General features: G+C 70.0%; 8 protein-coding genes and 1 pseudogene. 5 read left to right on the forward strand and 4 right to left on the reverse strand.

Annotated features, from left to right (window positions below; all coding sequences use genetic code 11):
* The first annotated feature begins 22 nt into the window (after nucleotides 1-22).
* Together QSK18_RS09475 and QSK18_RS09480 are read left to right on the forward strand one after the other, a co-directional pair.
* Complete coding sequence (locus tag QSK18_RS09475; RefSeq protein ID WP_285617845.1) at nucleotides 23-1,120, forward strand: patatin-like phospholipase family protein; 1,098 nt, start codon at nucleotides 23-25, stop codon at nucleotides 1,118-1,120.
* A 15-nt stretch (nucleotides 1,121-1,135) separates the two neighbouring features.
* Nucleotides 1,136-1,642, forward strand: coding sequence for a DUF6912 family protein (locus tag QSK18_RS09480; RefSeq protein WP_285617846.1), 507 nt, complete (start codon nucleotides 1,136-1,138; stop codon nucleotides 1,640-1,642).
* Nucleotides 1,643-1,778: 136 nt separating this feature from the next.
* On the opposite strand, the gene QSK18_RS09485 is transcribed toward QSK18_RS09480, so the two are convergent.
* Nucleotides 1,779-2,279: a DUF2505 domain-containing protein gene (locus QSK18_RS09485; RefSeq protein ID WP_232809146.1), complete on the reverse strand. Its 501-nt coding sequence runs from the start codon at nucleotides 2,277-2,279 to the stop codon at nucleotides 1,779-1,781.
* 186 nt (nucleotides 2,280-2,465) lie between these two features.
* Between QSK18_RS09485 and QSK18_RS09490 the strand changes: the two genes are divergently transcribed.
* Nucleotides 2,466-7,445, forward strand: coding sequence for an NAD-glutamate dehydrogenase (locus QSK18_RS09490; RefSeq protein WP_502894174.1), 4,980 nt, complete (start codon nucleotides 2,466-2,468; stop codon nucleotides 7,443-7,445).
* Nucleotides 7,446-7,578: 133 nt separating this feature from the next.
* On the forward strand, nucleotides 7,579-9,078 hold the full coding sequence (locus tag QSK18_RS09495) for a sensor histidine kinase (protein ID WP_232809144.1): 1,500 nt from the start codon (nucleotides 7,579-7,581) through the stop codon (nucleotides 9,076-9,078).
* A gap of 464 nt (nucleotides 9,079-9,542) precedes the next feature.
* Here the strand turns inward: QSK18_RS09495 and QSK18_RS09500 are convergent, their stop codons facing one another.
* A complete protein-coding gene (locus QSK18_RS09500; protein WP_231448232.1) occupies nucleotides 9,543-9,791 on the reverse strand; it encodes a WhiB family transcriptional regulator in 249 nt (82 codons plus the stop codon).
* A 755-nt stretch (nucleotides 9,792-10,546) separates the two neighbouring features.
* Between QSK18_RS09500 and QSK18_RS09505 the strand changes: the two genes are divergently transcribed.
* Nucleotides 10,547-10,966, forward strand: a complete 420-nt coding sequence (locus QSK18_RS09505) for a hypothetical protein (protein WP_232809143.1) — start codon at nucleotides 10,547-10,549, stop codon at nucleotides 10,964-10,966.
* Between the two features lie 136 nt (nucleotides 10,967-11,102).
* Here the strand turns inward: QSK18_RS09505 and QSK18_RS35900 are convergent, their stop codons facing one another.
* Both QSK18_RS35900 and QSK18_RS35905 read right to left on the reverse strand, forming a co-directional pair.
* On the reverse strand, nucleotides 11,103-11,270 hold the full coding sequence (locus QSK18_RS35900) for a sigma-70 family RNA polymerase sigma factor (RefSeq protein ID WP_352396508.1): 168 nt from the start codon (nucleotides 11,268-11,270) through the stop codon (nucleotides 11,103-11,105).
* A 101-nt stretch (nucleotides 11,271-11,371) separates the two neighbouring features.
* Nucleotides 11,372-11,542: pseudogene (locus QSK18_RS35905) on the reverse strand (sigma-70 domain-containing protein); the annotation flags it as partial.
* Nucleotides 11,543-11,577: the final 35 nt, after the last annotated feature.

Here is an 11,577-nt window from a genome sequence, read left to right on the forward strand (position 1 = left end):
CCCACCGGTCCGGGAGGTGTTGATGAGGCCGCGACCGCGGCGCGCCCGAACGCCCTTCGCCCTGCGGGCGGCCGAGCGGGCCACCGGCATCCGGATCGATCCTGCCCACCGGCGTCCGGCCCTGCAGTTGCCTTCTTCTGGTACCCGGACGATCGCCGAAGGGGGTCGTTGGGGCCTGGTCCTGGGCGGTGGTGGGGTGCTCGGCGCGGCCTGGCTGATCGGTGCCCTCACCGCGCTCGAGGAGGCCCGCGGAATCGACGCCCGTGATGCCGACCTGATCATCTCGACGTCGGCCGGGTCGGTCATCGGGGCACTGCTGGCCGCCGGCGTCTCGGTCGCCGAGCAGCGCGAGCAGCAGTTGGGCGCCGAGACCCCGTTCGGCCTGCGGATCCGGGACTCGTTCGACCCGGACCGGCCGGTGGGCGGATCCGCTCCGCCTTTACCCAGGCTGCTTCCGGGCGGTACCTCGATGCTGCGCAACAATCGCCGGTCTCTGCACGAGCTGCCGTTCATCACGGTGCTGGCCGGGCTGGCCCCCATCGGCCGTCAGCCCATGGACGGGGTGCGGGCGCTGATCGAGGCAGCGGTCCCGGCCGGGCAGTGGCTGCCGCACGACCGGTATCGGGCGGTCGCGCTGGACTACAGCAGTGGGCGGCGGGTGATGTTCGGGGCCCCGGGCGCGCCGGTGGTGGGCTTGTCGGACGCAGTGCTGGCATCGTGTGCCATCCCCGGATGGTTCCAGCCGGTGGATCTGCTCGGGCGGAGGTACGTGGACGGCGGCATGTGGTCCAACAGCAACGCGGATCTGGCCGCCGGCGCCGGGCTGGACGAGGTCTTCGTGCTGGCCCCGATGTTCTCCGCGTCCTACGACGAACCGGACGACTGGCGCGACCGGACCGAGCGCCGGGTCAGGGTCGCGAGCACGCGACGCGTGATCAATGAGGCCCGGCGTGTGCAGCGCGCCGGTTCGACGGTTACGGTTCTGGGTCCGGGCCCCGACGACCTGCGGCTGATCGGGCACAACCTGATGGCTCCGTCCCGGAGACGGCTGGTGTTGCGCAGTGCCGTCCGCTCCGGCCGGACGGCCCTCGACGACCCGGCGGTCCCGCCGGACGAGTGAGACGAAAGTGGACCAATGACGAGGGTGTACGTCCCGACCACGCTGACCGCACTGGCGGAGACGGCGAAACGCGGAGTGCTCAACCCGGACGCGGCCGACTCCGCGCCGCTGCCGGCGCACGCGGTGACGTCGGCGATCCGGGAGTGGTACACCGACGACGACGTGGAGAGCCTGGAGTTCGCCGCGCTGACGGAGGCCGCCGAGGCCTCCCTGCGGATGCTCGCCCAGGACCCGCGCTCACCGCGCCGCATCGTGATGGCCCTCGACGTGCCGGCCAAGGCGGTACGACCGGGCGGCCCCTACCGGTCGTCGGTCACCCTCGAGATCGAGGTACCGCTCACCGACGTGGTCAGCCTGCACGTCGACGAGCTGGAGTCCGAGGACACGATGCTGGCCGCGATCGGGGCCCTGACCGCGGCCGACGCCGGCGACGAGGACGCCCAGTTCCTGCTCGAGGAGGCCGGGGCCTGCGACCTGCTCTGGTACGACATCAGTGAGATCGACGACCTGATCGCCGACTGAGTTCCGTTCGTCGCACAAGAGCCTGATTGAGGACGACGGTGGCCACGAGCCGCCGTCGTCCGGCGGATAGTGCCCGCTCACCTGATTCAGACCTGCCCAGACCTGATTCAGACCCGCTCAGACGGTTCGGGCCGGCTCAGGCGTGTTCGGCCAGCCACTGTTCGCCGATCCGCCCCTCGGCATCGATCGCCGCCCGCACCGCGGGCTCGGCCGCCTTCTCCACCTTGCCGCCGAACAGCGGGATCTTCGCCTTCAGCTCGCCGGTGACCTGCTCGCGGCAGCCTCCGTCGGGGGCCGGGGCCAGCGACAGAGCACCGGTCAGGCGTACCGGAACACCGCTCAGCTCCACATCGATGCTTCCGGACCGGCTGCCGTCCGGCGCCGCCGGACCCCACTTCTCGGTCTGGGTGATGGTGATGGTGGTGCTGATCATCGCCCGGAAGGCGTCCGGGACGACCTCCGGCGGCAGCGTGCGGTGGCTGACGATCACGGCCGTGTCGCCTTCCCGCTGTACCCGCACGTCCCAGGCACCTTTGGAGATCCGTCCCACCTTGCGCTCCTGGAACTCCTGGTTCGTGAGCATCGCGAAAACGCGGGCTGGATCGGCTCGGTAGTGCATGTCAGCGGATACGCGCACGGGTGACAACCTTTCGGCTCATACGGACGACGGCCCGATCGAATCGGCGAGACCGTTCGGGCGACCGGACCGCGTTGTCGGCTGGTCGCCGTCGCAGGCAAGGGTAGGGTCACGCTTCGGAGGTCGCGCCGGTGGCGTGGCCACCGCGCATTGGGTTCTCTCTCACATGTTCTGGGGTGCCGCGTGATGCCGGGTGTTCCTTTGACGTTGCCGACGACGGAAGGGGACAGGGAGGCGCTGCTTGCGGGCGCCCAGAAGGCGGGGCGGGAGCTGTCCGCCCAGGAGCCACCGGGCCGCCGGCCCGATGACCCGGGGGAGTTCCTGTCGCGCTACTACCGCAACGTCGCCCTCGACGACCTGCGTGAGCGCGGTCCGGCCGAGCTGGCCGGACTGGCCCTGTCGCACCGTGAACTGGCCGCGGTCCGGCCGGAGGGCACGGCCCTGGTGCGGGTGTTCACCCCCACCGAGGAAAGCCACGGCTGGTCGTGCGGCAACACCGTCATCGAGATCGTCGTGGAGGACATGCCGTTCCTCGTCGACTCGGTGAACGCCGAGCTGGCCCGGCTGGGGTGCGAGCTCCAGATGACGATCCACCCGCAGTTCGTGGTGCGCCGGGACGTCACCGGCACGCTCCTCGAGATTCTGCAGGTGGAACCCCACCTGGCCGCCGCCCGGGCCGCCGGGGCGAGTGGCCGGCCGTTGCCGCGCGACGCCCGGGCCGAGTCGTGGATCCACGTCGAGGTGGGCCGGGAGACCGACCCGGAGCGCGTCGCGGCGATGGAGCGGGGCCTGCGCCGGGTGCTTGACGACGTGCGGGTGGCGGTCGAGGACTGGCCGAAGATGCGCGCCACCGCCGATCGGATCGCCCGCGACCTGCAGAGCACGCCGCCCACCGGCCCGGCCCGGGCCGAGGTGGACGAGGCCGCCGAGCTGCTGAGCTGGCTGGCCGCCGGGCACTTCACGTTCATCGGCTACCGCGAGTACGACCTGATCGAGCGCGACGGCGAGAACCTGCTGATCGCCCGCACCGGATCCGGCCTGGGCGTGCTCCGGCACGACCAGAACGCCCGCGCCGCGCGCACCCTCACCCCGCAGGCCCAGGTCGAGGCCCGGCAGCAGACGCTGCTGGTGCTGACCAAGGCGAACTCGCGCTCCACCGTGCACCGGCCCGGCTACCTCGACTACATCGGGGTGAAGACCTTCGACGAGAACGGCCGGGTGACCGGGGAACGTCGTTTCCTCGGCCTGTACGCGTCGTCGGCCTACACCGCCGACGTGCGCGACGTACCGGTGATCCGCCGCAAGGCCGAGGCGGTGCTGTCGGCGGGCGGGTTCTCGCCGGACAGCCACTCGGGCAAGGACCTGCTCGAGATCCTGCAGGCCTACCCCCGCGACGAGCTGTTCGAGATCCACTCCGAGATGCTCGCCTGGATCGCGATGACCGTGATGCAGTTGCAGGAACGCCGGCGTACCCGGCTCTTCCTGCGGGTGGAGGACTACGGCCGCTACGTCTCCTGCCTGGTCTTCCTGCCCCGGGACAGGTACGTCACCTCGGTACGGCTGGCGATCGAGCGGGTGCTGCGTGAGGCGATCGGCGCCCAGACCGCCGACTACACCGCGCGGGTCACCGAATCCGTCCTGGCCCGCCTGCACTTCGTGGTGCGGGTGCAGCCCGGGGCGGCGGTGCCCGACCTCGACCTTCCGGCGCTCGAGGAAAAGCTGGTGCAGCTGACCCGGAGCTGGGACGACGACTTCGCCGAGGCCGCGGCCCGGCAGGTCGGCGACGCGGACGGGGCCCGGCTGGTGCGCGAGTGGGGTTCTGGCATCGGCCAGGCCTACCGGGTGGACGTGGAGCCCCGCACCGCGGTCGAGGACCTGTGCCGACTGAACGGGATGGACGCGGCGGAGGGCCGTGCCGCGGTACTCGGCGTGAAGCTCTACGAACCGCGCGACGCGGCCCCGGGGGAGCACCGGTTCGTGCTGTACCGCCGCGAGCCGCTGTCGCTGTCGGCGGTGCTGCCGTACCTGACCAATCTGGGCGTCGAGGTGGTCGACGAACGGCCCTACGCCTTCAGCTCGGCCTCCGGGCGCAAGGGCTACATCTACGACTTCGGCCTGCGCGGCGCCCGGCCGGTGGTGACCGGCGCCCTCACCACCTACGAGCGTCTGCACCGGCTGTTCTGCGAAGCGTTCGAGTCGGCCTGGTGGGGCGACGCCGAGAGCGACGGCTTCGAACGGCTGGTGCTGGTGGCCGGCCTGGACTGGCGTCAGGTCTCGGTGCTGCGCGGCTACGCCCGCTACCTGCGCCAGACCGGCTCCACGTTCGGTCAGGACTACATCGGTGACTGCCTGGTCTCCAACCCGCAGATCGCCGTGCTGCTCGTGGACCTGTTCGAAACCCGTTTCGACCCGGACCGGTTCGGTGGGCAGGACGCCACCGGGCCGGACACCGAGAGCCGGCAGGCGGAGAGCCTCGCCCTGGTCGCGAAGATCTCGGCGGCGCTGGACGAGGTCTCGAGCCTCGACCAGGACCGCATCCTGCGCTCGTTCCTGGCCCTGATCCAGGCCACCACCCGCACGAACCGTTACCTCTTCGAGGACGACGCCCAGCCGGCCACCGGAATCCGCCGCGCGCTGGCTTTCAAGCTGGACCCGCGAGCCGTGCCGGAACTTCCTGCCCCCCGCCCGGCACACGAGATCTTCGTGTACTCGCCCTGGGTGGAAGGGGTGCACCTGCGGTTCGGGGCGGTGGCCCGGGGCGGCCTGCGCTGGAGCGACCGGCGCGAGGACTTCCGCACCGAGATCCTCGGCCTGGTCAAGGCGCAGATGGTGAAGAACGCGGTGATCGTGCCGACCGGTGCCAAGGGCGGGTTCGTGGCCAAGCGGCTGCCGGATCCCGCGGTCGACCGTGACGCCTGGCTCGCCGAGGGCATCGCCTGCTACCGCAGCTTCATCGGCTCGCTGCTCGACGTCACCGACAACCGGGCCACGCAGGAGGACGGCAGCCAGCGGATCGTGCCTCCGCCCCGGGTGTTCCGGCACGACGGCGACGACAGCTATCTGGTGGTCGCGGCGGACAAGGGCACAGCGGCGTTCTCGGACCTGGCCAACGAGGTGGCCGCCGGTTACGGCTTCTGGCTGGGCGACGCGTTCGCCTCCGGCGGTTCGGTCGGCTACGACCACAAGGTCATGGGCATCACCGCTCGCGGCGCCTGGGAGAGCGTCGACCGCCACTTCCGCGAACTGGGCCACGACGTGGCGACGATGAGGACCACCGCGGTCGGGGTCGGCGACATGAGCGGCGACGTGTTCGGCAACGGCATGTTGCTGTCCAAGGCCCTGCAGTTGGTGGCCGCGTTCGATCACCGGCACATCTTTCTCGATCCGGACCCCGACCCCGAGAGCTCGTACGCCGAGCGTGCCCGGCTGTTCCAGCTGCCGCGCTCGAGCTGGGCCGACTACGACACCGCCCTGATCAGCGAGGGGGGCGGCGTCTTCCCCCGCACGGCGAAGTCGGTACCTGTCTCCGCGCAGGTCGCGCAGCGTCTCGGCATCCCTGCCGGACAGAGTGCGATGACCCCGAACGAGCTGATGAAGGCCATTCTCGGCGCCCCCGTGGACCTGCTCTGGAACGGCGGCATCGGCACCTATGTCAAGGCCTCGGACGAGAGCCACGCCGACGTGGGTGACAAGGCCAACGACGCGATCCGGGTGGACGGCCGGCAGCTGCGCGCCCGGGTGGTGGGGGAGGGCGGCAACCTCGGCCTGACCCAGCTCGGCCGGGTGGAGGCCGCGCTCTGCGGAGTGCGGGTCAACACCGACGCGATCGACAACTCCGCCGGGGTGGACTGCTCCGACCACGAGGTCAACATCAAGATCCTGCTGGACGCCCTGGTCACCGCCGGGCGCCTGGACGTGGGCGAGCGCACCCAGCTGCTGGCCTCGATGACCGACGACGTGGCCCGGCTGGTGCTGCGCGACAACTACGAGCAGAACGTGCTGCTGGGCAACGCCCGCCGCCAGTCGCGCGGGATGCTGCCGGTGCACCAGCGCTTCATCCAGGCCCTGGAGGCGCGGGGGGCGCTGGACCGCGCGCTGGAGTTCCTGCCGGACGACGCCACCCTGGCCGAGCGGCAGGCCGCCGAGCTGGGCCTGACCTCGCCGGAGTTCTCGGTGCTGGTGGCCTACGCCAAGCTCACCCTGACCGAGGACATCGTGGACACCGCGCTGCCCGACGACCCGTGGCTGGACCGGGTGCTCACCGGGTACTTCCCGCCGCAGATCGGTGAGGCCTACGCCGACGCCCTGGCCGCACACCCGCTGCGCCGCCAGATCGTGACTACCTGCCTGGTCAACGACATGATCAACCGAGGCGGCATCACCTTCGCGTTCCGCTGCCAGGAGGAGACCGGGGCCGAGCCCGAGCAGATCGCCCGCGCCTACATCGTGGCCCGGGAGATCTTCGGCTTCGAGGACTTCGCCCGCTCGGTGGAGGCCTTGGACGGTCTGCTCTCCACCCACGACCAGTCGTCGCTGTACCTGGGGTTCCGCCGGCTGCTGGACCGCGCCGCCCGCTGGTTCATCCAGGCCGTGCCGGGCACCATCGACATCGCCGCCCAGGTGGCCCGCTTCGGGCCCGTGGTCGCCGAGCTGGCCCCGCAGATCCCCGAGCTGGTCGGGCCCGAGCAGCGCACCGTGCTGGTGGCCGAGATCGAGGAGTGGAAGCGGCACGGGGTGCCCGAGCCCCTGGCCCGCCAGGCGGCCGGTCTGCTGACCCGCTACATGCTGCTGGACATCGCCCAGATCGCCGGCCAGGTGGGGGCCGACCCGGCCGAGGTGGCCCGGGTCTACCTGACCCTGTCGGAGCGCTACGGAGGCCAGGGCCTGCTGCGGCGCATCTCCAGCCTGCCGCGCAGCGACCACTGGCAGATGCAGGCCCGGGCCGCGCTCCGGGCAGACCTCTACGCCGCGCTCGAGTCGCTCACCGTGGCCGTGCTCACCCGCACGGGGCCCGGCGAGCCGGCGAGCCGGATCGAGGAGTTCGAGCAGGCCAACGGCGACCGGCTGGTGCGGGTGCGCTCGACGCTGGAGGAGGTGCTGCGCCTGCCCACGCCGGACGTGGCGCCGCTCTCGGTGGTGCTGCGTTCGCTGCGGAGCATCGTGTGATCCCGGCCTGACGACCCTCATGCCCTGTAGACGTTCCGGAAGGGCCCGGATGTGAGGTCGGCGGCGGACTTCTTCACCGCCGCCGGCCCACCGCCACCGGGTGTCTACTACGACCCATAGTTAGAGTGATCGCATGCCCACGATGAAAGACCTGGTCGCCAAGCACACCCACCTCGGCCAGGCCGACCTCGAGTGGCTGCAACTGCTCACCGGCGACTGGCAGCTGCTGTCCGACCTGTCGTTCGCCGACCTCGTGCTCTGGGTCCCGCGTAAGGACGACGGCGGCTGGGTCGCCGTGGCGCACTGCCGGCCGAGCACCGGCGTGACGGTGTACTACGACGACGTCGTGGGCACCGTGGTCGACGCGGGCCGGCGTCCGCTGCTCGACCGGGCCTACGAGCAGCTGCGGATCTGCCGGGAGCGAGGCACCGACTACCAGGAGGACGTGACCGTCCGGGAAGAGACCGTGCCCGTGCTGCGGGCCGGCCGGGCGATCGCCGTCCTGGCCCGGCACACCAACCTCTCGGCGGCCCGGACTCCCAGCCGCCTGGAACTGACCTATCTGCAGTGCGCCGACGAGCTCACCCGGATGATTTGCGAGGGCGAGTTCCCCGCCCCCGGCGCCCCGAGCGGCCCCCGCCGGGGCGCTCCCCGGGTCGGGGACGGCCTGATCCGGATGGACAAGGACGGCAAGGTCACCTACGCCAGCCCGAACGCGGTGTCCGCCCTGCACCGGCTCGGGCACTTCGGCGAGGTGGTCGACCACAGCCTCTCCGAGATCGTCACCTCGCTGCTCGACCAGCCCGGCCTGGTGGACGAGTCGTTGCCGCTGGTGCTGATGGGCCGGGCGCCCTGGCGCAGCCACATCGAGAACCACGGGGCCACGTTGTCGATGCGCGCGGTGCCGTTGAAGACGGCCGGGGAACGGACCGGGGCACTGCTGCTGGTCCGCGAGATCTCCGAGCTGCGCAGGCGCGAGCAGGAACTCCTGACCAAGGACGCGACGATCCGGGAGGTACACCACCGGGTCAAGAACAACCTTCAGACCGTCGCGGCCCTGCTGCGCCTTCAGGCGCGGCGGATCAAGTCCCCGGAGGGCCGGGGCGCCCTGCAGGAGGCGATGCGGCGGGTCTCCACGATCGCGCTGGTGCACGAGACCCTTTCCGAGGGCTTCGGCGAGAAGGTCGACTTCGACGACGTGGTGGGGCGCACGTTGTCCTTGGCGGTCGAGCTGGCCGCACCGTCGACATCGGTGAAGATCCGCAGAGAGGGCCGTTTCGGTGAATTAAGGGCCGAGAATGCCACCCCTCTCGCCCTGGTGCTCACCGAACTGGTCACGAACGCAGTCGAACACGGCTTCCGGGAGCGGGGCGGAACGGTCACGCTGATCGTCGAGCGCAACGCCGCCGACCTTCGGGTGACCATCCGCGACGACGGCACGGGGCTGCCCGAGGAGTTCCGCGCCGGTCAGTCCGGGCTGGGGACACAGATCGTGCAGGCGCTCGTGAGCGGTGAGATGCGGGGCCGTATCTCCTGGGCGCCGGCTCCCGAAGGGGGCACCGATGTCATCGTCGAGGTGACCCTGCGCAAGGCGGCCGCAGCGGTCTCCCGCGAAGAGCTGCCCGAGGGCTGATCTCCCCCAAACATACGATGTCCCGGGGCATCCACGTGGTGATGCTCCGGGACACGCAGTGACCGGCGGAGAGCGTGACACGGGCAACATCCGAATCAGGTTCAGAAACCTGTGGGGGTGCGGTGCTCTTCGGTGTCGCGCTGTCGGCGCCGGTACTCGGTGCTCGACCTGATTCCTGATTGGCCCGCTACGGCAGGCGCTTTCGGATCGTGATCGATGCGTTGCGGCTTTGTTGCCCTGCGAAGGCTTGCCTAAGTGCTGCTGCCGCGGGCTGTCTGACTGAACCCCGGCAGCGGGTACTGCTGATCTGTTCTCTGTGTCGCCGAGAAGCGGCGGCAGGTACTGCGGTCGTTCGACTGCTGACGTTGCAACTGCCGATCGCCGATTGTGTCAGGCGATTCGGCCGAACGTGCTTGAGTGACCGCAGTACCCGCGCCGGCCTGGTCCACGGTGGCTGACGAAAGTCAGCCGGCGCGACGGGCCCGAGCGTTACGGCGCTTCAGCGCGCGACGCTCGTCCTCCGAAAGGCCACCCCAGACACCGGCGTCCTGGCCGGAGTCGATGGCCCAGCGAAGGCACGTCTCGACGACCTCGCATCGACGGCAAACAGCCTTGGCTTCCTCGATCTGAAGAATCGCGGGGCCGGTGTTCCCGATCGGGAAGAACAGCTCCGGGTCCTCCTCGAGGCAAGCTGCCTCATGGCGCCAGTCCATGGGATCGTCCACTCCTCACGCCCGGGTGGGCGGTCGTATACGGTACGAGGCACGGCGGCAGACGCCTGGCCTCATGGGTGTGTGGCCTGCCCCCGGTTTACGGGGTGTGGCCCAGGTGGCCGGAGAGTTCCCGGCCATCGGTGGTAGCGATTTGCTTGCTCCCACCGGATCTAACGTCAAGCCTCACACGCTTGTGCCCGCGTTCACAAGGGTTTTCCCCGAGTGATCTGAGCGACCTTTCGTTGCCCACGGTCACGGTGCAGGACTGTAGTCGTTAGAACACGCTGCGTATATACGTAGCTGGTCATTGCTTAGGCAGAATCTGCCTGGTCGGACGTCGGTTCGGATCTGTCGTGTCCGTTCTGTGACCCTGAGTGTGGGGCAAAGAACGCATTAGGTGAACGTGTTCGCACGGGGCGTACATTCCTGAGTGCACCCCGTGAAAGGGCCAGAAGAGTGGTGTCAGGATTCTTCTGGGTGTTCCACGCAGAGTGATCTGTGCCTTCTCTGACCCTTATATTGACGCACGCGCGACGGGTTCGCAGGCCGAAGTGCCCAAAAGACCCCAATAGGGCCGACCGGGTGCATCGCCGGAAGAATGCCTTTCGCAGCCCTTAAGTCTGGGCTGATGCGGTTGTGACATTCGTTGCGGCGGAACGGTCCTCGCGGGCCGGGAACCGTGGCGCGCTCGGTTTTTACGGTAGCGCGTTTAATCGCTATCGGGTGAATGGATGATGAGGGAGAGGATGTATCCGATGCCGAGGCAGGAAAGCCCGGCCGGGCGGGACCAGGAAGGTCCGGAGGGTCGCGACGGCCTCCGCCTGCTGGTCGCGGTCCTGGTGGGGCTCGAGGCGCTGGCGCTGCTGGCCGGGACGGTGCTGCTGGTGATCGAGGGACTAGGGGCGGAGCGGCCGGCCAACGCCCTCGGTCTGGCGGTCATAGCCGGTCTGATCGGAGTGGCCCTGGCCGGCTGTGTGCGCGGTCTACGGCAGGGCGCCCGCTGGACCAGAGGGCCGGTTCTGACGTGGCAGCTGCTTCAGGCCGGGATAGGCATGCCGGTTTCTGCAAGCGCCTATTGGTACTACGGCATTCCCATCCTTGCCATCGCGGTCGTCGTCTTCTTCCTGATCGCCGGCGGTCACGTGATCGCACGTGAAGAGGACGCGCCCGCCTGAGGGGGCTTGTGGGGCCCGCCAGGGGCCCGGCGCCCCTGCGCTCACCTGAGGGGCATTAAAGGACGTCCGTGGTCCCCACGGCGCCAAACGCGGACCGGGCGTCACGGGAGACCCGTGACGCCCGGTCTGTCGTCGGTCAGAGTTCTTCGGTGAGTCCGCTGCGCAGGATGTTCAGGCTCTTGGTGAGCAGCCGGGAGACGTGCATCTGGGACACGCCCACCTCGGTGGCGATCTGAGCCTGCGACAGGCCCTTGCCGAACCGCAGCTCCAGGATCCGCTGCTCCCGTTCGGGCAGCCGGGCCAGGAGGGGCGCAGGGTCTCGCGTTGTTCCACCAGTTCCAGCCCGGCGTCCTCGAACGACTTGCCCATCCGGTCCGACTCCTCCGCCGTGGTGGGCAGCGGCACGGTGATGTAGGCACTGGCTGTGTCCAGCGCCTCGATCACCATGTCGGCGTCGACGTCGAGGTGCTGGGCGATCTCCTGCACGGTGGGGGAGCGGTCGAGGGTGTGGGTGAGGGTTTCGCGGGCTTCGGAGACGCGGCGGCCGAGGTCCTGGATGCGGCGGGGGATGCGCATGGCCCAGCCGCGGTCGCGGAAGTGGCGGCGGATCT

This window comes from Kineosporia sp. NBRC 101677 (genome assembly GCF_030269265.1).
GTDB lineage: Bacteria > Actinomycetota > Actinomycetes > Actinomycetales > Kineosporiaceae > Kineosporia > Kineosporia rhizophila.

Coding starts and splice junctions, on each gene's coding strand:
- QSK18_RS09495 (WP_232809144.1), top strand. CDS start 7,579: ATGCCCACGATGAAAGACCTGGTCGCCAAGCACACCCACCTCGGCCAG.
- QSK18_RS09475 (WP_285617845.1), top strand. CDS start 23: ATGAGGCCGCGACCGCGGCGCGCCCGAACGCCCTTCGCCCTGCGGGCG.
- QSK18_RS09480 (WP_285617846.1), top strand. CDS start 1,136: ATGACGAGGGTGTACGTCCCGACCACGCTGACCGCACTGGCGGAGACG.
- QSK18_RS09500 (WP_231448232.1), bottom strand. CDS start 9,791: ATGGACTGGCGCCATGAGGCAGCTTGCCTCGAGGAGGACCCGGAGCTG.
- QSK18_RS09490 (WP_502894174.1), top strand. CDS start 2,466: ATGCCGGGTGTTCCTTTGACGTTGCCGACGACGGAAGGGGACAGGGAG.
- QSK18_RS09505 (WP_232809143.1), top strand. CDS start 10,547: ATGCCGAGGCAGGAAAGCCCGGCCGGGCGGGACCAGGAAGGTCCGGAG.